Consider the following 26,643-nt stretch of genomic DNA (forward strand, 5'->3'; position numbering starts at 1 on the left):
AGAAGGAATTTGTTATGTACATAGTTTTTGGAAATAAAATAATAGATTCAAAAGAAATTGAAGATATTATAAGAGAAAATACAGATTTTAATATTTTAAAGGATATGAGTAAAGGTACTAAAAGAGAAGATATGGCTGCTTTTAACCTTAGTATAAGTGTAGATTATTTAAATTCATTAATAAGTGAAACTTGTAATATAGATGAATTAACTGAAGATGAATTATTTGAAGAATATTTAGCATTATCAGAAGAACTTGGAGTAGATATTGAAGAATATTTACCAGAATACAGCAAAATAAAATTTAAAGCGTATAAATGGGATTTATCAGAAAATGCTATAAATTGTATTGTTGCAATTGGAAATATGGAAGTTAGAGAAAATAAAATGCTTGATATTATAAGAAGATTAGAAAGTCAAGTTGAATAGTTCTATAAAAAGAATCTTTAAAATATATTAATATAAATCAATATAAAATTATGAGGATTTATGATAATAAAAGCTATCGTAGTACCAACACCTAATAGAATAAAAAAGAAATTTAAAGAGAGCATTACTAAAGATGAGATTTTTTTATATAGTTTAATATTAGGAGGAATAGGAGTAATAAGCTTATCAGATATAGAGTTTAAAGGATTACCTATTTTCGGATTAACATATTGTGGATTGGCCTACAGTTTTTTAAGGAATGTAGATGAGGAAATATTGAAAGAAATATTTAAAAATTACTATTTAATAGGACGATTATAGCAAATGAGAAATTAAAAAATTTCTCATTGCTTAGTCTTATTTATTAATGTATAATTAGTCTGTTTCTAAACAAATGAAATAAATATATGAGGTGGAGAGTTGAAGTACATTATTAGAGAAATGGAAAATAAAGATTGGAAGTCTGTTGAAAGGATTTATGGGGATGGAATAAAAAGTGGTGCAACTTTTCAAAATAAAGTTCCAACCTTTGAATTTTGGGACTCTGTATATTTAAAAAAATGTAGATTAGTAATTTGTGAAGATGATGAAGTCATTGGATGGACAGCAGTAAGACATATATCACCTAGAGAAGCTTATAATGGAGTTGTTGAATTAAGCATATACATAGATAAAGATTACAAAGGTAGAGGTGTTGGAGGCGCTTTATTAAATGCTCTTGTAAAAAAGACAGAAGAAGAAGGAATATGGAGTATACAAGCTGTAATAATAAGAAACAATAAAGGGAGTCTTAGACTACATGAGAAATGTGGATTTAGAACTATAGGAATAAGAGATAGAGTTGCTAGAATGCCAGATGGAACATGGATGGATGTAGTCTTAATGGAAAGAAGAAGTAAAATAATATTTTAATTTATTAAAAGCCTAGGGATTTTAAAAGACACCTTAGAGCTTTTTTATTGTCTATAATATTTGAATATATAAAATTATAAGGTAGAATATAGTTTATGAAGTAAAATAAATGAGGTGAATAAAATGAAACCTTTAGCAGAACTTATGAGACCTACAAAAATAGAAGATTTTTATGGACAAAAAAATATTTTAGGAGAAAATAAGCCTTTATATAAATTAATAAAAAATAAAATGATACCTAATTGCATTTTATATGGACCTCCAGGAACAGGAAAAACGACTTTAGCTAACATAATGGCTAATTATGTTGATAGAAAGTTTTATAAATTAAATGCCACAACAGCTTCAATAAAAGATATTCAAGAGATAACAGAAAGTTTAAATACTTTAATGAATTATAATGGAGTGGTAATATATTTAGATGAGATTCAACACTTTAGTAAAAAGCAACAACAAGCATTATTAGAATTTATAGAAAATGGAAAAGTAACGTTAATTGCAAGTACTACGGAAAATCCATATTTTTCTATTCATAAAGCTATAATAAGTAGATGTAATATTTTTAGATTTGAACCTTTAGATTCAGAAGATATAATAATTGGATTAGAAAAGTCACTTAAGAAATTAATAGAAAATGGAATAGAAGTTTCATATACAAGAGAAGCTTTAAAATATATAGGAGAGATATCACAAGGAGATTATAGAAAGGCCTATAATATTTTAGAACTTTGTATAAATTCACAATCTAAAAATAAAAAGTCTATAACAGTTGAAGAGATAGAAGAGCTTGGACAATCTCATATGAGAAGTGACAGTAGTGGTGATGAATTTTATAATCTTTTAAGTGCATTACAGAAAAGTATTAGAGGAAGTGATCCAGATGCAGGAGTTCATTATTTAGCTAGATTAATAGAAAGTGGAAATTTAATAGCTATAACTAGAAGATTAGGAGTAATAGTTAGTGAAGATATAGGATTAGCTCATCCAAATGCATTAACAGTAGTTAATTCGGGATTAGAATTAGCCCTGAAAGTAGGATTTCCAGAAGCAAGAATAATACTTTCAGAATTAGTTATATATTTAGCAACATTACCAAAATCAAATAGTGCATACATGGCAATTGAAAGTGCTATTAAAGATTTAGAAAATATGAATTTTGGAGATATTCCAAATCACTTAAAAGATTGTCATTATGGAGGAGCAAAAAATCTTGGAGTTGGAGGTTATAAATATCCTCATTCTTATCCAAATAATTATATAAAGCAACAGTATTTACCTGATGAATTGGTAGGAAAAAAATATTATAAAAGTTGTCATAATAAATATGAAGAAGCTTTAGAAAAGTATTGGGAAAAAATAAAATAGAATTTTAAAAGTTTATTAACATAAGTTTATTGACAATAACCGAGTGCTTTGGTAAGATATAAACAGAAATCGTAGTAACTTACTCTACTTTAAGGGGTGATGAGATGAAATTATCAACAAAAGGAAGATACGGAGTTAAAGCTATGGTAGATTTAGCCATTAACTATGGAGAAGCTCCAGTATCAATAAAAACAATATCAAAAAGACAAAATATATCTGAATATTATTTAGAGCAATTATTTAGTCCCCTTAGAAAAGCTAAGCTTATAAGAAGTATAAGAGGAGCTCAAGGAGGATATGTTTTAAATAAAGAACCTAAAGAAATAAGAGTTTCAGATATAATGTATATATTAGAAGGCCCAATAGAAATTGCAGATTGCATTGATGGTGTAGCTTGTAATAATGTAGAATGTTGTGCCACAAGAATGCTATGGAAAAGAATTAAAGAAAGCATCGATGAAGTAATGGAGGGAGTAACTCTTCAAGATATAGTAGATGATTATAAAAAAATACAAGATAAAAATCAAAAGTTAGTAATAGAAAAATCAGAGGTGAATTAAAATGAAAACAGTATATATGGACTATGCTGCCACAACATATGTAAAACCAGAAGTATTAGAAGAAATGTTACCATTTTTTACAGAGAAATTTGGAAATCCGTCATCATTTTATGGAATATCAAGAGAAACTAAGATGGCTATAGATAAAGCAAGAGGTCAAGTAGCAAAAGCATTAAATTGTGATCCAAGCGAAGTTTATTACACTGGTGGCGGATCAGAAGCTGATAACTGGGCAATAAAAGGAATAGCGGCTGCTTATAAAAATAAAGGAAATCATATAATTACAGCTAAAACTGAACACCATGCAGTATTACATACTTGTGAATACTTAGAGAAAAATGGATATGAAGTTACTTATTTAGATGTAGATGAAGAGGGATTTATAAATTTAGAAGATTTAAAAAATGCAATAACTGATAAAACAATTTTAGTTACAATAATGTTTGCAAATAATGAGATAGGAACTATTGCTCCAATAAAAGAAATTGGTGCTATTTGTAAAGAAAGAGGAGTTCTTTTCCATACAGATGCTGTTCAAGCTGTAGGAAATGTAAAAATAGATGTTAAAGATATGAACATTGATCTTTTATCATTAGCTGGACATAAGATCTATGGACCAAAAGGAATTGGAGTTCTTTACATAAGAAAAGGAGTTAGAATTCACAATTTAATCCACGGTGGTGGTCAAGAAAGAAATAGAAGAGCAGGTACAGAAAATATTGCTTCAATTATAGGTTTAGGTAAAGCTATTGAATTAGCAACTGAAAACTTAGATGAGCATATTAAAAAGTTAACTGTTTTAAGAGATAAACTTATAGATGGTTTATTAACTATACCATATTCAAGATTAAATGGACCAAGAGGAGATAAAAGACTTCCAGGTAATGTTAATGTAGGATTTGAGTTTATAGAAGGTGAATCAATTCTTCTTTCATTAGATTTTGAAGGAGTATGCGCTTCTAGTGGTAGTGCTTGTACATCAGGTTCATTAGATCCTTCACATGTACTTTTAGCAATAGGGCTTCCACATGAAAAAGCACATGGATCATTAAGATTAACAATGGGGGATGGAACAACAGAAGAAGATGTTGATTATGTAATAAAAACATTACCACCAATCATTGAAAGATTAAGAAAAATGTCACCATTATGGACAGATTTTATAAAAAACGAAAAATAGTTTAGAGTTAAAGGAGATAATTAATATGATATATACAGATAAAGTTATGGATCATTTCAGAAATCCAAGAAATGTAGGAGTTATAGAAAATGCTGATGGTGTTGGAGAAGTTGGAAATGCAAAATGTGGAGACATCATGAGAGTTTATTTAAAAATAGAAGATAATATAGTTAAAGATGCTAAATTTGAAACATTTGGTTGTGGATCAGCAATTGCTTCATCATCAATGGCAACAGAATTAATTATTGGGAAAAGCCTTGAAGAAGCTTGGGATTTAAGTAACAAAGCTGTTGCAGAAGCATTAGATGGTCTTCCACCAGTAAAAATGCACTGTTCAGTTTTAGCAGAAGAAGCTATTCACAAAGCTATCAATGATTACAGAGAAAAACAAGGTCTTGGAGCATGGGACTTTGAAGAAACTGATCATGATGCATTACACGACCACGTTCATGGTGAAGAATAATATGAAGAAAAAAGTTGTCGTAGGTATGAGCGGCGGAGTAGATAGCTCCGTCGCTGCTTACCTTTTAAAAAAACAAGGATATGATGTAATAGGTATAACTATGCAAGTATGGCAAGAAGATGCTGAATTTGAAGAAAGAGAAGGTGGTTGTTGTTCACTTTCAGCAGTAGAAGATGCTAGAAGAGTTGCTGCAAAATTAGATATACCTTTTTATGTTTTTAATTTTAGAAAATCATTTAAAGAAAAAGTTATAGATTATTTTGTTCAAGAATACATAGATGGAAAAACTCCAAATCCTTGTATAGCTTGTAATAAATACTTAAAATTTGATGAATTATTACAAAAGGCTAGAGGAATTGGGGCTGAATATGTAGCAACAGGACATTATGCAAAAGTTGAAGAAAGAGATGGCAGATATCTTCTTATAAGATCAGATGATGATAGAAAAGATCAAACTTATGCATTATATAATTTAACTCAAGATCAATTAGCTCACACACTTATGCCTTGTGGTGAATATACAAAAGATAAAATAAGAGAAATAGCTAAAGAAATAGGTCTAGCTGTTCATAATAAAAAAGATAGTGAAGAAATATGTTTTATTCATGATAATAATCATGGAAGATATATAAAAGAAGCTAGACCAGAAGAAGTTAAAGAAGGAAATTTTGTAGATGAAAAAGGTAATATACTAGGAAGACATAAAGGAATAGTATATTATACAATTGGACAAAGAAAAGGATTAGGATTAGCATTAGGAAAACCAGTATTTGTTATTGGAATAAATGCTAAGAAAAATGAAGTTATTCTTGGTTCAGAAGAAAATATATTTAAAAATGCTTTAGTTGCAAAAGATGTGAATTTTATTCCATTTGATACTTTAGAAGAACCAATGAAAGTTCAAGCAAAAGTAAGATATACAGCAAAACCAGCTCCTGCTACAATAATTCCATTAAATAATGGAAAAGTTAAAGTAGTATTTGAAGATGAGCAAAGAGCTATCACAAAAGGGCAATCTGTTGTATTTTATGATGGAGAAATAGTTGTAGGTGGCGGAGTCATAGAAGGCTTAGCTTAATATTAAAAGAGTTGACTTATGTCAACTCTTTTTTTGCATATAAAAATGGGAACTGGGTAAAATAATGGTATTAAATCTGGAGGTATTTAAAGTGATTAGAAGCAAATATTTCTATATGAAAAAAGTTTATGATAAGGAAGGTAAATTTTTAGGAATAATTGAAGATTTAGTTTTAGATTTTTTTTGTGGAAAAATTATAGGCTTTAAACTTTCATTAAGTAGTTTATTTTCAAAAAAAAATTTTGTTCCTATAGATAAAGTTATATCTATAAATGAGAAGGTAATAATAGAAGAGTCTATTAAATTTAATGGACTTTATTTTAAAGATATAAAAAGATTAGAAATATTAAATTTAAATGGACATATGTTAGGTGTCTTAGAAGATTTGATAATAAATAGAGAAAATTATAGTATAGTAGGCTTAATAGTGTCCACTGGAATAATAGAAGAAATAATAAAAGGTAAAAAAATATTTTTAATTGAAGATTGTATTTTGGGAGAACAATCAATTATGTACATAGGAAATAAAAATATTGAATTAAAGATTTTAGCTAAAGGGTTGGTGAATAGAGAGGATGGTAGAAAAGAAAAAGCTTAAAAAAATATCATTTATATTAGGAATAATATTTTTAATAATAATTCTATTTTTTTTATATTTTAAAGTTGAAATAATAAGTGAATTAGTAAATTTAATAATTATATCTGCCATAATAGCATATGTATTAAAACCTTTAAGAGATATATTAAAAAATAAGTTTGGATTATCTAAACGAATATCTACCTTAATAATACTTGTAGGATTAATTTTATTAATTACAGTATTTATAGTAGTTACTATTCCAAAATTAATTAATGAGGCAGGGAATATTGGTGAAATTTTTGAAAAGTTAAATCTTTATTTTATAGAATTTGAGAAAAATTTAAGATTAAATAATAATACAGTTATTAATACTTTGTATAATCAAGGTCAAGAAAAAATGTGGAGATTTTTAGCCAATTTATCATATGAAAGCTTAGATTTTATAATAAATTTATCTAAAAATATTCTTTCATATATAATAATACCAATTTTAAGTTATTATTTTCTAAGTGATGGAGATAAAATTGCAAATAGTCTTTATATGTTAATACCAATAAGAAAAAGGAATTTAATAAGAAAAATATTTAAGGACATAAATATTCTTTTGGAAAGATATATATTAAGTCAGATTGTACTTTGTGGAATCACAACTATATTATCATTTTTCTTATTTTGGGCATTAGGTTTAAAATTTACTTTCTTATTAGCAGTTATAAATGGAGTTTTTAATATAGTTCCTTATTTTGGAGCAATATTTGGAGGAATTCCAGCAGTTTTTATAGCTCTTATCCAATCACCATCTCTAGCTATTTGGACCATAATAGGAATATTAATAGTTCAACAAATTGAAGGGAATTTAATTGCACCAAAAGTAACAGCAGATAGCACAGACATACATCCTATGATAATCCTAGTTCTTCTTATATTAGGAGAAAAATTAGGAGGTATAGGAGGGATGATATTTATTATTCCATTAGCAGTAATAATAAAAGTTATTTATGATGATATAAATTACTATATTTTTTAAAATAAAAAGATAGAATATTGACAGAAGAAAATATATAAAATATAATTTTGTTAGTTAAATTAATATTTAAGGCTATGATTAGGATGAGTAAATTTAATTTTGAAATTTTAGAGAGAAAGTGTTTGGTGAAAACTTTTATTTCAAATAAATTGAAGCTACCTAGGAGCTTATAACTTAAAGTGGTGTAGAATAAGCTACATAATTAGGGTGGTACCGCGGAAATTTATGTTTTCGTCCCTTGTTTTATTGCAAGTGACGGAAACTTTTTTTATATAAAAATGGAGGTAATTTTATGAAATTTATAGGAACTAATGATTTAAGAGAATCATATTTAAAATTTTTTGAAAGTAAAGATCATTTAAGATTAAAAAGCTTTTCTCTTGTACCAAAGAATGATAAAAGTTTACTATTAATAAATGCTGGAATGGCGCCTTTAAAACCTTATTTTACAGGACTACAAGAGCCACCAAGAAAAAGAATAACAACATGTCAAAAATGTATTAGAACTGGAGATATAGAAAATGTAGGAAAAACATCAAGACATGGAACTTTCTTTGAAATGTTAGGAAACTTTTCATTTGGAGATTATTTTAAAGAAGAAATAATTCCATGGGCTTGGGAATTCATAACAAAAGAATTAGAAATACCAAAAGATAGATTATATGTAACTATATATTTAGAAGATGATGAAGCTTTTGAAATATGGAAAAAATCTACTGATATAGATACAAACAGAATATTTAGATTAGGAAAAGAAGACAACTTCTGGGAACACGGAGCTGGTCCATGTGGTCCATGTACAGAAATTCACTTTGATAAAGATCCAAGTAAAGGAGCTGTAACTTCAGCTGAAGAATTTGTACGTGAAAGTGATAATGATAGAATTATAGAATTTTGGAACCTTGTTTTCACTCAATTTGATGGTGATGGAAAAGGAAATTATGAAAGATTACAAAATCCTAATATAGATACAGGAATGGGGCTTGAAAGAATAGCAACTATAATGCAAGGAGTAGATAATATATTTGAAATTGATACAGTTAAAAATATATTAGGAACTGTTTCTAAACTTTCAGGAGTTAACTATGGAGAAGACCCAGCAAAGGATATTTCATTAAGAATAATAACTGATCATGTTAAGAGTGTAACTATGATGATTTGTGATGGAATTCAACCAAGTAATGAAGGTAGAGGATATGTTTTAAGAAGACTTCTAAGAAGAGCAGCAAGACATGGTAGAGTTCTTGGAATTAAAGGAATATTCTTAAATGAAGTAGTTCAATCAGTAGTAGATAACTATGGTGGAGAATATGACGAATTAATTTCAAAAAATGATTATATAAAGAAAATAATAACTCTTGAAGAAGAAAGATTTAATGAAACAATAGATTCAGGTATGGGAATACTTTTAGGATATATTGATGAATTACAAGCTTCAAAAGAGAATGTATTAAGTGGAGAAAAAGCATTTAAACTTTATGACACTTATGGCTTCCCTTATGAATTAACAGAAGAAATCCTTGAAGAAAAAGGAATGTCTATAGATAGAGAAGCTTTCGATAAAGAAATGAATTCACAAAGAGAGAGAGCTAGAAGCGCAAGAGGTGAATTTACTTATATGGGTGGTGAGGATTCACCAGTAAACTCAGTTCCAGGAGAAATAGAAACTGAATTTATAGGATATGAGAAAAGCCAAATAGAAGGTGAAATTTTATTCTTAGGCACTGATGAAGAAGTAAGAGAAAGCTTAGTAGAAGGTGAAAAAGGATTTATAGTTACAGATAAAACTCCTTTTTATGCAGAAATGGGAGGTCAAGTTGGAGATAAAGGAACTATAACTAGTGATAATTTTAAAATATTTGTATATGATACAAAGAAAAATGTTGGTGGAAAAATTATTCACTATGTAAAAGTTCAAGAAGGAGAAGTAAAAGTAGGGGATAAAGGAATTCTTGAAATAGATATTAAGAGAAGAAAATCAATTTGTAAAAACCATACAGCAACTCACATGTTACATGAAGCATTAAGAGAAGTTATAGGAGAACATGTAAACCAATCAGGTTCATATGTTGATTCAGAAAGATTAAGATTTGATTTTACTCATTTCCAAGGAGTAACTCCAGAAGAACTAAGAAAAGTTGAAGACTTAGTAAATGAAAAGATAATGGATGTATTTAATGTAGATACAAATGAAATGACTCTTGAAGAAGCTAAAACTAAAGGCGCTATGGCACTTTTTGATGATAAATATGGAGATTTAGTTAGAGTTGTAGAAGTTGGAGATTATTCAATAGAATTATGTGGTGGAACACACGTATGTAATTCAGGAGAAATTGGATTATTTAAAATAGTTAACGAATCAGGTGTTGCAGCTGGTATGAGAAGAATAGAAGCTATAACAGGATTTGAAGCTATAAAATATATGGAAGAAAAAGAAAATACATTAAAAAATGCTTGTTCTACATTAAAATGTAACGAAAAAGATATAATAAAGAGAATTCAAGGTCAAGCATCAGAAATAAAAGAAAAAGAAAAAGAAATAAATGAATTAAAAGCAAAATTAACTTCAGGAGCTGAAGATGATATAATTAACTCAGCTAAAGATATAAATGGAGTTAAAGTAGTAGTATATGATTTAGAAGATGTTGATGGAAATGCTTTAAGAGATTTAGGAGATAAAATAAGAAATAAAATTGGTTCAGGAGTTGTAGTACTTTTAAGTAAAGCTTCTGGAAAAGTTAATCTTGTAGCTATGTCAACTAAAGATGTAATTAACAATGGAATCCATTGTGGAAAAATAATTAAAGAAGTTGCTACTGTAGTTGGCGGTGGCGGTGGTGGAAGACCTGATATGGCTCAAGCAGGAGGAAAATCACCAGAAAATATAGATAAAGCAATGGAAAAAGCTTATGAAGTAATCCAAAGTTTAGTAAAGTAGTGTACTTTTAAAAAAATATAGGTTATAATTAAATAGTAAAGTTTGCATAAATAAAAAATTATTTGTTAATACTAGAAAGAGTATTAAAGATAAATCCTTTAATAAAGTGAGGGGGTGGAGCTGCATAGCAGCGCATGATATGAATAATAATTTAGAACGTACAATGCAATTTGATCTATTAAAAAACAGAGAAGCGTTAACAAAAGCAATTTTAAGTGAAGTATATAATTCACTTAAGGAAAAGGGGTATAATCCTATAAATCAGCTTGTTGGTTATCTTATTTCAGGAGACCCTACTTACATTACAAATTACAATGGAGCAAGAGCTTTAGTAAGAAAACTTGAGAGAGACGAAATTCTTGAAGAAGTTATAAAATCTTATTTAGAGATAGAATAAAAAAGTGCCCTATTGTGGGCACTTTTATTTTTAGGCTAGGAGGAATAAATGAGAATACTTGGTTTAGATGTTGGCCAAAAAACAGTTGGAGTTGCAATTTCAGATCCTTTAGGATTTACAGCACAAGGAATAACAACAATAAGAAGAACAAAAAAATCACAAGATATATTAGAAGTTAAGAAAATATGTGATGAATATTCAGTAGAAAAAATAGTAATTGGACTACCTAAAAATATGGATGGTTCAATTGGATTTGCAGGAGAAAAAATAAAAGAATTCTCTGAAGCGTTAAAAGAAGTAATAGATTTAGAAATAATATTTTGGGATGAAAGACTTACAACAGTAGCTGCTCATAGAGCAATGATTGAAGCAGATCTTTCAAGAAGTAAACGAAAAAAAATTGTTGATAAAGTTGCCGCAACATATATATTACAAGGATATTTAGATTTGATATCTAAGTAGAATATATGTGATAATCAATTGATTATTAATTGAAAATAATTATTGACAATATGATATAAAAAAAATTAAAATATAAAAGGAGAGTTTAAGATGGAAAACGATGTACAATTTATAGATGTAATTGATGAAAATGGAAATGAAGAAAAATTAGAGGTTGTAACTTATCTTAAAATAGATGATATAAATTCTGAATATGTTGTAGCTATTAAAGATGGAGAAGAAGAAGCTGTAGTATTCAAAGTATTAAAAGACGAAGATGGAAATGAAGAATTAGTTACAATTGAAAATGAAGCAGAGTTTGAAATGGTAGAAGAAGCATATGGGCTTCTTATGCAAGAAGAATAAATTAAAAGATATAAAGAGGTGTTGTAAATGAAAAATAATGTCTCAGTTGATATGCAAGAATTAAAAGAAAGCTTAAAACAAAAAGGTTATAAGCTAACGCCTCAAAGAAGAGCAATCGTAGATACAATAATAAAAAATGAAGGAAAGCATATGACAGCTGAAGAAATCTATGATGAAGTAAAGAAAGACTGTCCAGAAATAGGTCTTGCAACTGTATATAGAACAGTTTTACTTTTAGAAGATATAAACCTTTTATCAAGATTAGATTTAAGTGATGGATGTAGTAGATATGAAATAATTCATGAAGATGAGCATCACAGACATCATCATCTTATATGTAATGAGTGCAATAAAGTATTCGAAGTTGAAGAAGACTTATTAGATGAACTTGAGCATAGGGTTGAAAATAAATATAAATTTAAAATCAAGGATCACAATTTAAAGTTTTTTGGAACTTGTGATGAATGTCAAAAGAAAAATAATTAAAGGAAAATCTTACGGTAAGATAAAATCCTTTGTTTATAAATAATAAAAAGGAGGGGAAGTATGAAAACAGAGAGAGCTAAGGTTAAAATTATTCCTTTAGGTGGTATCGATGAAATTGGGAAAAACCTTACAGTTATAGAATATAAAGAAGATATAGTAATTGTAGACTGTGGGCTTAAATTCCCAGATGTAGATATGTATGGTGTAGATATAGTAATACCTGATATATCATATTTAGTAAAAAAACAAGATAAAATAAGAGGAATATTTTTAACACACGGACATGAAGATCATATAGGAGCATTACCTTATTTTTTAAAACAAATTAATGTACCTATATATGGAACTAAGCTTACTATAGGAATAGTCGAAACAAAGCTTAGAGAACACGGATTATTAGCGACTACAGAATTAGTAAGAGTTAAGCCAAAAGATAAAGTTAAGTTACAGAATGTTACTGTTGAATTTATAAAAACAAACCATTCAATAGCAGATTCAGTAGCTATAGCTATTCACACACCACTTGGAGTAGTATTACACACAGGTGATTTTAAAATTGACCATACACCAATTGATGGAGGTAGAACTGATTTTGCTAGATTAGCTGAACTTGGAAGAAAAGGAGTTCTTGTTATGATGGCAGATTCAACTAATGTTGAAAAACCAGGGTATACTAGATCAGAAAGTATTGTAGGGGAGACTTTACAAAGATTATTTGGAAAAGCTAAAGGAAGAATAATAGTTGCAACATTTGCTTCTAATATTCATAGAGTTCAACAAATAATAAATGCAGCAGAAATGTATGGTAAAAAAGTTGCAGTATCAGGAAGAAGTATGGAAAATATACTTCAAGTAGCAATTGAACTAGGTTATTTAAATATGGAAAAAGATACTTTAATAACTATTGATCAAACTGCTAAATATAATAATGAAGATATTGTTATTATAACAACAGGAAGCCAAGGAGAGCCAATGTCTGCTCTATCAAGAATGGCTGCATCAGAGCATAGAAAAATAACTATTGTTGAAGGTGATACAGTTATACTTTCAGCTACACCAATTCCAGGAAATGAAAAACATGTAGCAAAAGTTATAAATCAATTATGTAAAAAAGGTGCAGAAGTTGTTTATGGATCTGATCAAAATGTTCACGTTTCAGGTCATGCTTGTCAAGAAGAATTGAAACTTATACAAACAATAGTAAGACCAAAATTCTTTATTCCAGTTCACGGTGAATATAGACATCTTAAGCAACATGCTGAATTAGCTGTTAAAATGGGGCTTGGAGAAAGAAATTATGTTCTTCCTGAAACAGGAGATGTAATTGAAATTACTAGAAATTTAATAAAGAAAAATGGAAGTGTTACATCAGGGCAAATACTTGTTGATGGACTTGGAGTTGGAGATGTAGGACATATTGTTTTAAGAGATAGAAAACATCTTTCACAAGATGGAATATTAACAGTTGTAGTAACTCTTGACAGAGAAAGTGCATCTGTAATAGCTGGTCCAGATATAATTTCAAGAGGTTTCGTATATGTACGTGAATCAGAAGGATTAATGGATGAAGCTAGAGATATTGTAAAAGAAGTTTTATCTGAATGTGAAGAAAATAAAATAACTGATTGGGCAACAATAAAAGGAAAAATCAGAGATGAATTAAGAAATTATCTTTATGAAAAGACTAAGAGAAAGCCAATGATTTTACCTATAATTATGGAAATTTAGAAAATATAACTCTAAATTAGAAAAGGAATTATATTGACTTTTTAAAAGGTTAATATTAGAATATAAAATAGTGTTGGAAATTGGGTACTTTTGTATCCAATTTTCTTTTTGAAAAAAAATGTTATAGGTTTACATATAATTTTATAGATTGAGTAAAGCTAGAAAATATGGAGGGAAAAAGATGGAACTAATTAAAAGAGAAGATATAAGAAACATTGCTATTATAGCACACGTTGACCATGGTAAAACTACATTAGTTGATGCATTACTTAAACAAAGCCATACTTTTAGAGACAATGAAAAAGTAGCAGAAAGAGTAATGGACTCAAATGATTTAGAAAAAGAAAGAGGAATAACAATTCTTTCAAAAAATACATCAATTAAATATAATGATGTAAAAATAAATATTGTTGATACACCAGGACATGCTGATTTTGGTGGAGAAGTTGAACGTGTACTTAAAATGGTTGATTCAGTTTTATTAGTTGTAGACTCATATGAAGGTCCAATGCCACAAACAAAATTCGTTCTTAAAAAAGCATTAGAATTAGGGCTTAAGCCAATAGTTGTTATAAATAAAATTGATAAACCAGATGCTAGACCAGAAGCAGTTATCGATGAAGTATTTGAATTATTCCTAGAACTTGGAGCAAATGATGAACAATTAGACTTCTCTATTATATATGCTTCAGCTAGAAACGGATTTGCAAGATATGAAGTTGAAGATACAAATGAAGATATGATTCCTTTATTTGATACAATTTTAGAAAAAGTTGATTGTCCAGAAGGATATATAGATGCTCCACTTCAAATGTTAGTAACTACATTAGATTCAAATGAGTATGTTGGAAGAATAGCACTTGGAAGAATTCATAGAGGAAAAGTTAAAAAGAATCAACAAGTTACTCTTGTAAGAAAAGATGGTTCAAGTTCAAATTATAGAGTAAGCGCATTATTTGTTTATGATGGATTAAAAAGAGTTGAAACAGAAGAAGCTGGATTTGGAGATATAGTTGCTTTAGCTGGTGTGCCAGATGCAAATATAGGAGAAACAATTGCTGATACTCAAAATCCCGAAGCACTTCCATTTGTTGAAATTGATGAACCAACTCTTAGCATGAACTTTATGGTAAATGATTCACCATTTGCAGGTCAAGAAGGTGAATTTATAACTTCAAGACATTTAAGAGATAGATTAATGAAAGAACTTGAAACTAACGTAAGTTTAAGAGTTAAAGAAATTACTCCAGATTGTTTCGAAGTTTCAGGAAGAGGAGAACTTCATTTATCAGTTCTTATTGAAACAATGAGAAGAGAAGGATATGAATTACAAGTATCAAAAGCTAACGTTATTTTCAAAGAAGAAAATGGTAAGAAAATGGAGCCAATGGAATATTTAACTATAGATGTTCCTGAAGAGTTCATGGGACCAGTTATGGAAAAAATGGGACCAAGAAAAGGTGAAATGGTTAATATGACATCAGCAGTTAATGGATATACAAGATTAGAGTTTGTTATTCCTGCTAGAGGTCTTATAGGATTTAGAAATGAATTTATGACTGATACTAAAGGTAACGGAATTATGAATCACGTATTCCATGGATATGCACCTTATAAAGGAGAAATTCCAGGAAGAAATAGAGGATCAATTGTATCATTTGAACAAGGTGATTCAATTGCTTATGGATTATTTAATGCCCAAGAAAGAGGTTCATTATTTATAGGTGCTGGAGTTCCAGTATACCAAGGTATGATAGTTGGAGTTTGTGGAAGAGCTGATGACTTAGATATAAATGTATGTAAAGGTAAAAAACTTACTAATACAAGAGCATCTGGATCAGATGAAGCATTAAAATTAGTTCCACCAATTGAAATGACTCTAGAGCAAGCTTTAGAATTTATTAATAGTGATGAATTAGTTGAAGTTACTCCACAAAATATAAGAATGAGAAAAATTGAATTAGATCCAAACCAAAGAAAAAGAAATAACAGAAAAAAGTAATTTAATTATCTTTATAAAAGTAAAAGAAAGTATTATAATATAGTAAATAGCCGATTTTTGGCTATTTACTTTTATATACAGGGGGATTTTTTTATGAAGCATTTGAAAAAAATCATTGCAGGGAGTGTAATAGGAGTAATAGTATTAGCACTAATAATATTTGGAGTTATTTATTATTCAATTGCAAATAAACCCTTCACATCTAAAGAGAATGTTAACATAACTATAGAATCTGGAGAAAGTTTCTATGGATTGTTAGATGATTTATCAAACAAAAACCTTATAAAAAATGAAACTCTTATAAAATTATATGTAAAATTAAATGGTATAACTCCTAAAATTACACCGGGAGTATATACTATACCAAATGATGTATCATTAAAGCAATTTATTAATATTTTAAATACTCAAGATACAATAAAGGTAGTTATACCTGAGGGATATACTATAGAACAAATTGCAGATACATTCCAAAAAGTGGGCTTATTTTCTAAGGAAGAATTTTTAAGTGCAGTACAAAAATATCCTTTACCTAGTTATGTAAAAAAAGAAAAAGGTAGAAGATTTGCACTAGAAGGTTACTTGTTCCCAGATACATATGAATTTGCGAGAGGTGAAGAACCAGATAAAGTTATAAAAACTATGATAGATGAATTTAAAAATGTTTTAAAAGAAGCAGAACAACAAACAGGTGTTACAATAGACCAAAGTCAAATAGATAATATTGTTACTAAAGCATCAATTATAGAGAGAGAAGCAAATACTTTTAAAGATATGGAACTTGTATCAGGCGTTATAGATAATAGATTAGCTATAAATATGCCATTACAGATTGATGCGACTGTTATATATGCTTTAGGAAAACATGTAGATAAAGTTTATTATAAAGATTTAAAAGTACAATCACCATATAATACTTATCTTCATAAAGGATTGCCAATAGGGCCTATTTGTAATCCGGGAATAAAAGCAATAGAAGCTGCATTAAAACCAGCTAAAACAAATGCAATTTACTATATATTAAATGGTAAAGAACATTATTTTACTGATTCATATCAAAAGTTTTCAGAGAAAAAGGCAGAGTTAAATAAAATAAATTAATTATTAGGTTTACTAAAGTTGGAGGTATATATGAGCGGAATAACTTATGATTATATGGAAATTTATTTAAGAGGACTAATTGGAGAAAGCAAAGGAATGACAAAGGAATTAGAGGACTTTGCTCATGAAAATGGTGTTCCAATAGTTCAAAAAGAAACAGGGAAGTTTTTAGAATTTATGGTAGGAATGAAAAAGCCATTAAAGATATTAGAACTTGGAACTGCTATAGGTTATTCTTCAATTTTAATGTATGAAGCTTCAAAGACTGAACCTGAAATAAAAACTATAGAAAGAAGCGAAGAGATGATATCTCTTGCTAAAAAAAATATAGAAAGATTTAATTTAAGTCATAAAATTCAGATTTTAGAAGGGGATTGCTTAGATATTTTAAGCGAACTAGATGAAGAGTTTGATTTAATATTTATGGATGCAGGAAAAGGACATTATAATCATTTTTTACCTCATTGCTTAAGACTTTTAAATGAAGATGGTATAATTATAGCTGATAATGTACTATTTAGAGGAATGGTACCATCACAAGAATTAGTTAAAAGAAGAAAAATAACAATTGTTAAAAGAATGAGAACATATCTAGAAATGGTTAATGAAGATGAAAGTTTAGTTACATCTGTAATACCTATGGGAGATGGAATCGCTATAACAAGAAGGAGGTAATCATATGAAAAAACCAGAATTATTAGCACCAGCAGGGAATCTTGAAAAATTAAAGATTGCAATAGATTTTGGAGCTGATGCTGTTTACATGGGTGGAAGTAAGCTTAATTTAAGAGCTTTTGCAGGAAATTTCACTAATGAAGAAATAGAAGAAGGAGTTAAATATTGTCACGATAGAGGAAGAAAAATTTACTTAGTAATGAATGTATTCCCACGTAATTTTGACTTCACAGGAATAGAAGAATATATAAAAGGAATAGAAAAATTAGGAATAGATGCAATTATAGTTGGAGATCCTGGTATAATTGCTATAGCTAGAGAAGTTGCACCTAATTTAGATGTTCACATAAGCACACAGGCTAATATAGTTAACTGGAGATCAGCTAAGTTTTGGTATGATCAAGGTGTAAAAAGAATAATTCTTGCAAGAGAAATGACTTTTAATGAAATAAGAGGATTTAGAGAGCATTTACCTTCAGAATGTGAAATAGAAGCTTTTGTTCATGGATCAATGTGTATGGCATACTCAGGAAGATGCTTAATATCTAATTATCTTATAGGAAGAGATGCTAATAAAGGAACATGTGCTAATGTATGTAGATATAAGTATTATTTAGTTGAAGAAACTAGACCAAATGAATTCTTCCCTGTTTTAGAGGATGATAAAGGAACATATATAATGAATTCAAAAGATTTATGTATGATAAAACATATTCCAGAGCTTGTTCAAAGTGGAATAGATTCATTTAAAATAGAAGGAAGAATGAAGAGTGAGTTTTATGTTGCATCTGTAGTTAAAGCTTATAGAGAGGCAATAGATAGTTATTTTGAAAATCCAGAAGGATATAGCTTTAAACAAGAGTGGATGGATATACTTTTAAAAGTTAGCCACAGACCATATCATTCAGGTTTCTATTTTGGAAAAATGGGTGAGCAAAATTATGAAGAATCATCATATATAAGAGATTATGAAATAGTAGGAATAGTTAAGGAATATGATGAAGAAACTAAAATAGCTACTATTGTTCAAAAAAATAGAGTATTTGAAGGAGATAAAGTAGATGTGTTAAGAGCACATACACCAAACTTCAATGTACAGTTAACAAATATGTATGATGTTGAAAAAAATAAAGAAACAGATGTTGCAAATAGAGCACATATGATATTTAAAGTAAAAGTGGATTCACCACTTAAAGAAAATGATATGCTTATAAAAGCTAAGAATACAATTGAGATAGGATCTAATTAAGGAGGATAACTAATGAACAGACCAATATTAATAGGAATAACAGGGGGAACTGGGTCAGGAAAGAGTACAATAGCAGATGCTATATACAATAGTTTTAGTGAAGATTGTATAGCAATGATTCAGCAAGATGCTTATTATAAGAGTCAAAATCATTTGACAATGGAAGAAAGAACTAAAACAAATTATGACCACCCTAAGGCTTTTGATAATGAACTTTTAATATCAAATTTAAAATCATTAATTGATGGAGAATCAATAAGAAAGCCAATCTATGATTTTACTATTCATAATAGATTAGAAGAAACAGTTTTAGTTGAACCTAAAGAAATAATAATAGTTGAAGGAATACTTATATTAGAAGATGAAAGAATAAGAGATCTTTTAGATATAAAGGTTTATGTAGATACAGATGCAGATATAAGAATTCTTAGAAGATTAATTAGAGATATTAATGAAAGAGGAAGAACTGTTGATTCTGTGGTAGAACAATATTTAGAAGTTGTTAGACCTATGCATATGCAATTTACAGAACCAACAAAAAGATATGCAGATATAATAGTTCCAGAAGGTGGACATAATAAAGTTGCTATAGATATATTGGTTTCAAAAGTTAAAGATACCTTAAATAAATAAGAATAAAACACTTCTCTTTTGGTGATAATTACCAAAAGGGAGGTGTTTTTTTGATAAAAAAAATAAATAGATTTCAAGGGTTAAGAGGGTTTTTTATAGTAATATTTTTTATGTTAAGTGTAAGACTATATTTTTTACAAGTTATGCCTACTGAAAAAGTCCAAGCGAATTATACAAATCATCAAACAGAATTAATAAGTGATATGAAATATATGCTTTTAGATACAAATGGAAAAGATTTAAATAACTATAATAAAGATTATGTTATAGTTATAGATTCAAAACCATTTAAATTAAATAATTATGGAGAAGCACTTCAAGGTCTTCTTGCATTTAATTTTATAATGAAAGAAGAAATAAGTACTTTTAGTTTTAATGATATTATGAAAGTACCACATGGGAAAAGTTATTATAAAGTATCTAAGGAAACATTTGGTAAGGTAAAGGAAATAAAAAATGTAAAAGGAGTTTATACATATATTTATGATAAAAAGGATACAAAAGATGCTTGGTCTATTGATGGGATGTTCTCAAACTTAGATAAGGTAGATGCAAAAGAAAATACTTTAGATTATAATTTACAAAGTCAAATAAAAGATAATGAACTTCCAAGTGTAAACTTCTATAGAGATTCTAATACAGTTTATTCAAGCAAAGGATTAGTTGAAAATGAAAAAAATAAAAATATAAAATTAACTATAGATAAAGAGATAGATGAAAAAATAAAGAAAGTTCTTTTAGATGAGAAGTATTCTAAATATGATAATATAAGTGTAATGCTTTTAGAAACAGAGACAGGTAAAATAAGAGCAATGAATCAAAAAGATGAAAGTTATCCTAATATTAATTTAGGTATGGAAGGAATAGGATATGAACCAGGTTCTATATATAAATTGTTAACTTATGGAGCTGCATTAGAAGAAGGAGTAATAACTCCAAATACAATGTTTAAATGTAAATTAAAAAAATGTAAAAATACGTATCATGGAAATATAAGTGCAAAAAATGCTCTTATAAAATCTTGTAATGATGCATTTGGAGAAATTGGTGAACAAATAGGAAGTAAAAAATTAATAGAATATGCAAAAAAATTAGGATTATATTCTAGAGTTTTAAATATAGAAAGTAAAAATAAAAAAGAAGCTGTAGGAACTTTTAAAGAAGAAGATGCTGGAATAGATAATTTAGCGATAGGGCAAAGTATGACAGTTACACCTGTACAAATGATTGGAGCTATAAATGCTTTCTTAAATAATGGAGTTTACGTAAAGCCGCAAATAGTTGAAAATATCTTAGATTCAAATGAGAAAAATGTTACTGAATATAAAATAGATAAAAAAATAGTTTTTAGTAATTTAACTAGTAATATGGTTAAAGAAGGAATGAAAGATGTTGTTTTATATGGAACAGGAGAAAAAGCTAAAGTAGATGCAAAAACTATTTATGGTAAAACTGGATCAGGAACATTTTTAGATAAGACACATTGTTGGTTTATAGGTGGATTTGAGTTAAATGGAAAAAGTTATACTATGAATATTCTAGTTCCTAACGTATCAGAGGATGGAGAAAATTCAATTGGTGGTGGAACTGTTGCAGCACCTATATTTAGTCATATAGTAAGTGAATTGAGTAAATAATTTTTCTAATAAAAATACTGTTAATTAAAAGTCATGTTTTTTTATAAAACATGACTTTTATATATCCATAAGAGAAATTTTAATGGACTATAAACATAGTATAGTAGTAAGCACTATGAGGAGGCATACAATGTTAGTAATATCAAATTTTATTGATTTATTGTGCAGCACATTTTTTCTTACAGGATATATTTCTAACAATAATACTTTTCCAACTCCATTAAATGAAAAGGATGAAGAAAAATATTTAAGATTATTAAAGAATGGTGATAAAAAAGCGAAAAGTATACTTATAGAAAAAAATTTAAGGTTAGTAGCACATATAGTTAAGAAATATTCGTTTCCAAATAAAGATGTAGATGAGCTTATATCTATAGGGACAGTTGGACTTATAAAAGCAATAGATTCTTTTGATGTTGATAAAGGAACGAGGCTTGCTACTTATGCATCTAGATGTATAGAAAACGAAATACTTATGCTTTTTAGAAATAATAAAAAGCAAAAAGGAGAAGTTTATCTTCAAGATCCAATAGGGGTTGATAAAGAAGGAAATGAATAACACTCAATATGATGTATGTAATAAATCCAAAGCTTAGTAATTAGAATCTAAGCTTTGGATTGAGGGTAATAGAAAATGAATTACGTTTTTGTTCAGGAGTTTTTATATATGTTATATCATTTAGGATAGATTTTAGATAAGAATTTTTAGTTATAACATCAGAGCTACTTTTATAATTTTCAATAGCATTATTAAGTGTTTGTAATAATGCTTTAGTATCTTTTTTAGTTTTCTTAAATTTTATTTTTTCAGAAATTTTTTTCATTTCAGATTCAACTAAATTAATTCTTGAATCTATATTTTTAGAACGCTCTAGGAAAACATCTTCTGTATATATTCCACGCTCTAAGAAATCAAATAAACTAAGTCTTTGCTTATTTAAGGTAGACAATTCATTTTCTAATAGAATTAATTCTTTTTCTTCATTAGAAGTATTTTGTATAGTTTTTTGTTTTTTTACTTCAAGCTTTTTATTAGAATAATATTGTTCTAAAGAATCAATAATAGCTTTTTCTACATAATCAAATCTAACACTTTTATTACCGCATTTATGGACACACATAACTCTTAATATTCCACGAGAAGGTCGCATAACCATAGCTTTACCACACACACCACAAACAAGTAAACCAGCTAATGGATTTATAGGAGCATTGGTTAACTGATAAGGTATATGATATTTATTCTTTAAAACTTCTTGAGTATTATTCCAAACTTCTTCACTAATTATAGGCTTATGCTTACCATTTGCGATTATCCATTCGCTTTTATCTCTAGTTCTAGTATCTTTAACTTTACCTAAAGTTTTAGATTTTTTTATTTCTTTCTTTTTCCATGTAACTTTACCTATATAAACAGGATTTTTTATTATAGTTAATACAGAGCTTGGACTAAAATTATTACCTAGTTTAGTTTTAAAACCTAAATTATTTAGTTTTTCACTAATTGCACTAGCTCCATTACCATTTATATATGAATCAAAAATAATTTTAACTCCTTCTGCTTCATGTTCATTTATCTTTAGAGTTCTGCTTTTAAGAATATAATCTATATCATATCCATACGGAGGGGCAGAAGCTATATAATTTCCATCTTCGACACTTCTAACACGTCCACCTTGCATACGCCTAGTAATCATTTTTAATTCTTTACGGCTCATAAAAGCTTCAAATTCTGAATATTCTTCATCAAAGTCATTATTTAAATCATAAATTTTATTTGGAGTTATAATTTTGGTTTTAGCATTTTTAAAGGTTTCTAATATAATTCCTTGCTCCTTCATATCACCACGCCCTAGACGTTGCATATCCATAACAAGAACACCATTATATTTTTTATCTTCAACTTCTTTTAAAAGTTCTAACATTTTAGGTCTAAAGAATAAGCTTTCCCCAGAAACTATTTCTTCTTTAATTTCTACAATATGTAGATTTTTTTCTTTAGCGATCTTTAATAATGCTTTTCTATGTTTAGATAAAGTTTCACCATGACCTAAAGTTTTTTCCATTTCTTCATCAGCACGGGATTTTCTTAAATAAATACATACATTTTCCATTATTTCCTCCTAAAAAAAAGCCTTACCAATACGAAAATTAGGAATAAACATTATATTATAACAATCTATAGTATAGTAAGCACCATATTTACTAGTATAATATTCAATAGCCTCATTTAGATATTTTTCTGTTATATTCAAAAATTCAGCAATTTCATATTTTGTTTTGCAACCTGCTTTAAAAGCATTTATCAAATCTAGAATACCTGCATTTTTTTTATAACCCCATCTTCTAGCCAATACTTCTTGTTTTCGATTTGATATATTAGATTGATTGGATATATCCCCAACAGTTAAATGGTAATGTCCAAGTTCTTCAGCTAAAACACAACATTTTTCTTGAGTAGTTAAATTTTTATTTATAACAATTCTATTACCACAACAACGACCTTTTCTTGTTTTTAAATTATATTCTTTAACAATTATTCCGAGCTTATTAGCTTCTGTTAATAATTCTTCATATAACATCATAATCACCTTTATTATTTCCAAAATTCTTCGTTAGTCATTATTTCATCATCATGTTTAATGTCTTCTTCTGAGAATTCACCTTCTTTATCATGCGAAGCACGTGGCATTAAATATTCTTTACCAGGTTCTTCCCATATTTCTTTTTTCTTATTAATAGGAATAGGTTCTGATTTTTCATATTTACCACTATCAATTAAATCATTAGTATATGCAGTAACTTTTTTTCTTCCAACAATATTAAGTTTTCTAAAGCTTTCTATATGCTGTTCTTCTTCAAGAGATAATGTAATACTGTTTTCTTCAAATCCTAAAAGCCATAAAGGGCTTACATCTAAAGCGTTAGCTAGTACACTTAGTTTATCAACAGGCATGTTTTTTATTGAACCACTTTCATATCTTTGTAATGTTGATTTGCTCATATTAGTTTTTAGTGCTAAATCTTGATAAGAAAGTTTAAGTTCTAATCTTCTACTTTGTATTCTATTCATTATATCTTTCATTTTTGAATCATCTAGTAAATCATTCATTTAATCACCTCATAACTTTATTATAAAATATTTTTTCATAAATGCAACGATTATTTGAAAAAGATTAAAAAAAAGTTGCATAAATGGGTTGACATATAAAAAATAAGGTGCTATGATTTAATCATCCCAAATACGCAACGGAGGTGAGCAAATGATTTATAACAAATTAAAAGGAATTATGAAAGAAAGAAATTATTCACAAAGTAAATTAGCTGAAAAATTAGATATAACAACTCAAAGTTTAAATGCTAAGCTTAATGGACGTAGACAATTTACCATAAAAGAAGCATTTGAAATTATTTCTATTTTAAATATAGAAAATTCAAATGATATAGTGGAAATTTTTTTTACAAATTATATCCCAAATATGCAACAAAAAATAAGTTAGGAGGAATTTACAAATGGAAAATAATTTAGTTTTAAAAGGAATGAAAAATATAGATGGAATGAAGTTCCATGATATAGAAGGAGGATTTGGAGAAGGAAAGAAAGCAATGTTAGTAAAAGAAATTGCTAATATTCACAAAAAAGAATTTAAGCATATTAATGAAGCTATTAACAAGAATAGAAAAAGATTTAATGATAATGTAGACATTATTGACTTAAAAGGAACAGAGTTCGCGGTCGATTTGATCGACAGCGGAATTTATACACAAAATTCAATGAATGCAAGTAAGAATATTTACTTACTATCAGAAAGAGGATATGCAAAACTTCTTAAAATTTTAGAGGATGATGTTGCTTGGGAGCAGTACGATAAGTTAGTTGACGGATATTTTACTCTAAGAGCTAAAGAAAAAAGTGGACAAGCTAATAATTTTAAGACAACAGAAGAATTATTAATATATCAACTTCAAGAACAACTAAAAGTTAAAAAGCAATTAAATGAAGTTAATCATAGAGCATTAGAAGCTAAAAATAAAGTTGAGAAATTAGATAAAAAAGTAGATGACAAATTTGGTGAGTTACCTTTGTTTACCGTAGACTCTAAAGCATTATCAAAATTAGCTAATTCAAAAATGACCGCAGTACTTGGTGGGAAAAAATCACCTGCATATAAAAAATTAAATCGTAAAGGTTGGGCGGATTTATATGGACAAGTTCATAGAGAATTTGGAGTATCTGAAATAGGTGCAATTAAAAGAAAAGATTTAGAAAAAGCAAGACAAGTAATTATAGATTATGTTTTACCAACACATTTAAAAGAGCAAGTAGAAATAGCTAATAATCAAATAGAATTTGAAAAAGCTAATTAGGAGGTAACAGATGAAAAAGAGAGCAAGAAGATTAAAGAGAAAAGAAGCAGAACTTGTAAGTAAAGCTCTAGGAATAAATGGAGTAAAGAAAAGATTTTTATTTGCAGGTTGGAATGCAGAAGGAATGATTCTATATGATAAATTGGAAGATAAAATTTTAAAAACAAGATGTTAGAGGAGGAAAAAGAAATGGAAAGAAAAGAATTTTTAGAAGAACTTAAGATGTTAATAACAGCACAAAGATCCCACATATCACGAATTAAATCAGATAGTGAATATATGACTAACGTATTAAAAGAGAGAATAAAAAGAGCAGAAGAAATGCTAGATAAGTTAGAAGAGGATTATTTTCACCCAAATATAGAGAACAATATTAAAAAATTTGATGTTAATGGAAATCTAATTAATGAAGTATCTAATAATCTAGTAAAAGAAAAGACTACTACAGAGCAAGTAGAAGAAGGATTATTGAAACTATTTAATAAGTATGTTGAAACTGTAGAGAATAACATAGAGAATTATCTCCTTGATGATAATAATTATATTACAACCTTATGTCCTATCGTAGACAGGCTTTTAAAAATAGAATCAGATAAAAAAATATCACAGGAGTATTTTAAAAATTGAACAATAGATTGGAACCTTGGAAATTATTTTTAATAGGTTGGACCATAGTAATTATAGGATTATCAATTATGTATTTATGCATTATGTATTCATAAATACATAATTGAAAAAATAATAATAACAGAGGAAAAATATCAAAGGAGTAATCATTATGATGGAAGCAGATGTAACAATAATTGAGCCAAATAATACGGCTGAAGAAAATGCACAAGCTATTGAATATTCTATTACACAACTTACTCTAATGCTTAAAGCATCTAATCAAATAGCAGAGGATTCATATGTTGAGAATCCTTGGAAGGATGTTAAATGGCCTGATAAAGGAGAATATGCTCCTAAAGTTCATAAGTATCACTATTGTTTTGATTAGTTGGACAAGTGTAAGGATAAAATTATCCTTAC

General features: G+C 28.0%; 30 protein-coding genes, 1 pseudogene and 1 other annotated feature. Of the genes and pseudogenes, 28 read left to right on the top strand and 3 right to left on the bottom strand.

Annotated features, from left to right (window positions below; genetic code table 11):
- The first annotated feature begins 14 nt into the window (after window positions 1–14).
- The 23 genes and pseudogenes from HMPREF1092_RS04140 to HMPREF1092_RS04250 all read left to right on the top strand — a co-directional run.
- Window positions 15–428, top strand: a complete 414-nt coding sequence (locus HMPREF1092_RS04140; RefSeq protein ID WP_002597358.1) for a hypothetical protein — start codon at window positions 15–17, stop codon at window positions 426–428.
- A gap of 60 nt (window positions 429–488) precedes the next feature.
- Entirely contained in the window at window positions 489–749 is a 261-nt protein-coding gene (locus HMPREF1092_RS04145; RefSeq protein WP_002597359.1) for a hypothetical protein, read from the top strand.
- A 99-nt stretch (window positions 750–848) separates the two neighbouring features.
- Entirely contained in the window at window positions 849–1,340 is a 492-nt protein-coding gene (locus tag HMPREF1092_RS04150) for a GNAT family N-acetyltransferase (protein WP_002597360.1), read from the top strand.
- Between the two features lie 123 nt (window positions 1,341–1,463).
- Window positions 1,464–2,705 carry a replication-associated recombination protein A gene (locus tag HMPREF1092_RS04155; RefSeq protein WP_002597361.1) on the top strand — a complete coding sequence of 414 codons (1,242 nt, stop codon included), beginning with the start codon at window positions 1,464–1,466 and terminating at the stop codon, window positions 2,703–2,705.
- Between the two features lie 104 nt (window positions 2,706–2,809).
- Window positions 2,810–3,265 (top strand): RrF2 family transcriptional regulator, encoded by a 456-nt coding sequence (locus HMPREF1092_RS04160; RefSeq protein WP_002597362.1) that lies wholly within the window; start codon window positions 2,810–2,812, stop codon window positions 3,263–3,265.
- 1 nt (window position 3,266) lies between these two features.
- On the top strand, window positions 3,267–4,445 hold the full coding sequence (gene nifS / locus HMPREF1092_RS04165; RefSeq protein WP_002597363.1) for a cysteine desulfurase NifS: 1,179 nt from the start codon (window positions 3,267–3,269) through the stop codon (window positions 4,443–4,445).
- Window positions 4,446–4,470: 25 nt separating this feature from the next.
- Window positions 4,471–4,908 carry a Fe-S cluster assembly scaffold protein NifU gene (gene nifU, locus HMPREF1092_RS04170; RefSeq protein ID WP_002597364.1) on the top strand — a complete coding sequence of 146 codons (438 nt, stop codon included), beginning with the start codon at window positions 4,471–4,473 and terminating at the stop codon, window positions 4,906–4,908.
- Between the two features lies 1 nt (window position 4,909).
- Window positions 4,910–5,986 carry a tRNA 2-thiouridine(34) synthase MnmA gene (mnmA, locus tag HMPREF1092_RS04175; protein WP_040413611.1) on the top strand — a complete coding sequence of 359 codons (1,077 nt, stop codon included), beginning with the start codon at window positions 4,910–4,912 and terminating at the stop codon, window positions 5,984–5,986.
- Window positions 5,987–6,077: 91 nt separating this feature from the next.
- On the top strand, window positions 6,078–6,584 hold the full coding sequence (locus tag HMPREF1092_RS04180) for a PRC-barrel domain-containing protein (RefSeq protein WP_002597366.1): 507 nt from the start codon (window positions 6,078–6,080) through the stop codon (window positions 6,582–6,584).
- Window positions 6,562–7,593: an AI-2E family transporter gene (locus tag HMPREF1092_RS04185; protein ID WP_002597367.1), complete on the top strand. Its 1,032-nt coding sequence runs from the start codon at window positions 6,562–6,564 to the stop codon at window positions 7,591–7,593. Before HMPREF1092_RS04180 ends, HMPREF1092_RS04185 begins: the two co-directional genes overlap by 23 nt.
- A 65-nt stretch (window positions 7,594–7,658) precedes the next feature.
- Window positions 7,659–7,835 (top strand) — a binding site (T-box leader).
- 50 nt (window positions 7,836–7,885) lie between these two features.
- Window positions 7,886–10,531 (top strand): alanine--tRNA ligase, encoded by a 2,646-nt coding sequence (alaS, locus tag HMPREF1092_RS04190; protein ID WP_002597368.1) that lies wholly within the window; start codon window positions 7,886–7,888, stop codon window positions 10,529–10,531.
- Window positions 10,532–10,670: 139 nt separating this feature from the next.
- Window positions 10,671–10,928, top strand: a complete 258-nt coding sequence (locus tag HMPREF1092_RS04195) for an IreB family regulatory phosphoprotein (RefSeq protein ID WP_002597369.1) — start codon at window positions 10,671–10,673, stop codon at window positions 10,926–10,928.
- Window positions 10,929–10,976: 48 nt separating this feature from the next.
- Window positions 10,977–11,390 (top strand): Holliday junction resolvase RuvX, encoded by a 414-nt coding sequence (ruvX, locus tag HMPREF1092_RS04200; RefSeq protein ID WP_002597370.1) that lies wholly within the window; start codon window positions 10,977–10,979, stop codon window positions 11,388–11,390.
- Window positions 11,391–11,480: 90 nt separating this feature from the next.
- Window positions 11,481–11,735 (top strand): DUF1292 domain-containing protein, encoded by a 255-nt coding sequence (locus tag HMPREF1092_RS04205; RefSeq protein WP_002597371.1) that lies wholly within the window; start codon window positions 11,481–11,483, stop codon window positions 11,733–11,735.
- A gap of 27 nt (window positions 11,736–11,762) precedes the next feature.
- Window positions 11,763–12,221: a Fur family transcriptional regulator gene (locus HMPREF1092_RS04210; RefSeq protein ID WP_002597372.1), complete on the top strand. Its 459-nt coding sequence runs from the start codon at window positions 11,763–11,765 to the stop codon at window positions 12,219–12,221.
- A gap of 60 nt (window positions 12,222–12,281) precedes the next feature.
- Complete coding sequence (locus HMPREF1092_RS04215) at window positions 12,282–13,949, top strand: ribonuclease J (RefSeq protein ID WP_002597373.1); 1,668 nt, start codon at window positions 12,282–12,284, stop codon at window positions 13,947–13,949.
- Between the two features lie 181 nt (window positions 13,950–14,130).
- On the top strand, window positions 14,131–15,951 hold the full coding sequence (gene typA / locus HMPREF1092_RS04220; protein ID WP_002597374.1) for a translational GTPase TypA: 1,821 nt from the start codon (window positions 14,131–14,133) through the stop codon (window positions 15,949–15,951).
- Window positions 15,952–16,044: 93 nt separating this feature from the next.
- The gene (gene mltG / locus HMPREF1092_RS04225; protein ID WP_002597375.1) at window positions 16,045–17,052 is read left to right on the top strand and encodes an endolytic transglycosylase MltG; all 1,008 of its coding nucleotides are present in this window, start codon (window positions 16,045–16,047) and stop codon (window positions 17,050–17,052) included.
- 30 nt (window positions 17,053–17,082) lie between these two features.
- Window positions 17,083–17,727 carry an O-methyltransferase gene (locus tag HMPREF1092_RS04230; RefSeq protein ID WP_002597376.1) on the top strand — a complete coding sequence of 215 codons (645 nt, stop codon included), beginning with the start codon at window positions 17,083–17,085 and terminating at the stop codon, window positions 17,725–17,727.
- Between the two features lie 4 nt (window positions 17,728–17,731).
- Window positions 17,732–18,976, top strand: a complete 1,245-nt coding sequence (locus HMPREF1092_RS04235) for a peptidase U32 family protein (RefSeq protein WP_002597377.1) — start codon at window positions 17,732–17,734, stop codon at window positions 18,974–18,976.
- Window positions 18,977–18,988: 12 nt separating this feature from the next.
- Entirely contained in the window at window positions 18,989–19,609 is a 621-nt protein-coding gene (gene udk / locus HMPREF1092_RS04240; protein WP_002597378.1) for a uridine kinase, read from the top strand.
- Window positions 19,610–19,659: 50 nt separating this feature from the next.
- Window positions 19,660–21,246, top strand: coding sequence for a penicillin-binding transpeptidase domain-containing protein (locus HMPREF1092_RS04245; RefSeq protein ID WP_002597379.1), 1,587 nt, complete (start codon window positions 19,660–19,662; stop codon window positions 21,244–21,246).
- Window positions 21,247–21,376: 130 nt separating this feature from the next.
- A pseudogene (locus HMPREF1092_RS04250) lies at window positions 21,377–21,802 on the top strand (sigma-70 family RNA polymerase sigma factor); the annotation flags it as partial.
- Window positions 21,803–21,845: 43 nt separating this feature from the next.
- On the opposite strand, the gene HMPREF1092_RS04255 reads toward HMPREF1092_RS04250, so the two are convergent.
- From HMPREF1092_RS04255 to HMPREF1092_RS04265, 3 genes are read right to left on the bottom strand one after another with little or no spacing between them, the layout of a single operon-like run.
- Complete coding sequence (locus HMPREF1092_RS04255) at window positions 21,846–23,360, bottom strand: recombinase family protein (RefSeq protein ID WP_002597381.1); 1,515 nt, start codon at window positions 23,358–23,360, stop codon at window positions 21,846–21,848.
- Window positions 23,361–23,369: 9 nt separating this feature from the next.
- The gene (locus tag HMPREF1092_RS04260; protein WP_002597382.1) at window positions 23,370–23,831 is read right to left on the bottom strand and encodes an ImmA/IrrE family metallo-endopeptidase; all 462 of its coding nucleotides are present in this window, start codon (window positions 23,829–23,831) and stop codon (window positions 23,370–23,372) included.
- An 11-nt stretch (window positions 23,832–23,842) separates the two neighbouring features.
- On the bottom strand, window positions 23,843–24,358 hold the full coding sequence (locus HMPREF1092_RS04265) for a helix-turn-helix domain-containing protein (protein ID WP_002597383.1): 516 nt from the start codon (window positions 24,356–24,358) through the stop codon (window positions 23,843–23,845).
- Between the two features lie 151 nt (window positions 24,359–24,509).
- Here HMPREF1092_RS04265 and HMPREF1092_RS04270 point away from each other — a divergent pair, with 151 nt between their 5' ends.
- The 5 genes from HMPREF1092_RS04270 (at window position 24,510) to HMPREF1092_RS04285 (ending at window position 26,611) form a co-directional block, all read left to right on the top strand.
- A complete protein-coding gene (locus tag HMPREF1092_RS04270) occupies window positions 24,510–24,746 on the top strand; it encodes a helix-turn-helix transcriptional regulator (protein ID WP_002597384.1) in 237 nt (78 codons plus the stop codon).
- A 13-nt stretch (window positions 24,747–24,759) separates the two neighbouring features.
- Entirely contained in the window at window positions 24,760–25,614 is an 855-nt protein-coding gene (locus tag HMPREF1092_RS04275) for an ORF6C domain-containing protein (protein WP_002597385.1), read from the top strand.
- 10 nt (window positions 25,615–25,624) lie between these two features.
- The gene (locus HMPREF1092_RS17115) at window positions 25,625–25,789 is read left to right on the top strand and encodes a hypothetical protein (protein WP_002597386.1); all 165 of its coding nucleotides are present in this window, start codon (window positions 25,625–25,627) and stop codon (window positions 25,787–25,789) included.
- A 14-nt stretch (window positions 25,790–25,803) separates the two neighbouring features.
- Window positions 25,804–26,241 (top strand): hypothetical protein, encoded by a 438-nt coding sequence (locus HMPREF1092_RS04280; RefSeq protein ID WP_002597387.1) that lies wholly within the window; start codon window positions 25,804–25,806, stop codon window positions 26,239–26,241.
- 151 nt (window positions 26,242–26,392) lie between these two features.
- Window positions 26,393–26,611 (top strand): hypothetical protein, encoded by a 219-nt coding sequence (locus tag HMPREF1092_RS04285; RefSeq protein WP_002597388.1) that lies wholly within the window; start codon window positions 26,393–26,395, stop codon window positions 26,609–26,611.
- The last annotated feature ends 32 nt before the right edge of the window (window positions 26,612–26,643 follow it).

The sequence above is a fragment of the Clostridium thermobutyricum genome, assembly GCF_000371465.1.
GTDB classification, from domain to species: Bacteria; Bacillota; Clostridia; order Clostridiales; family Clostridiaceae; genus Clostridium; species Clostridium thermobutyricum.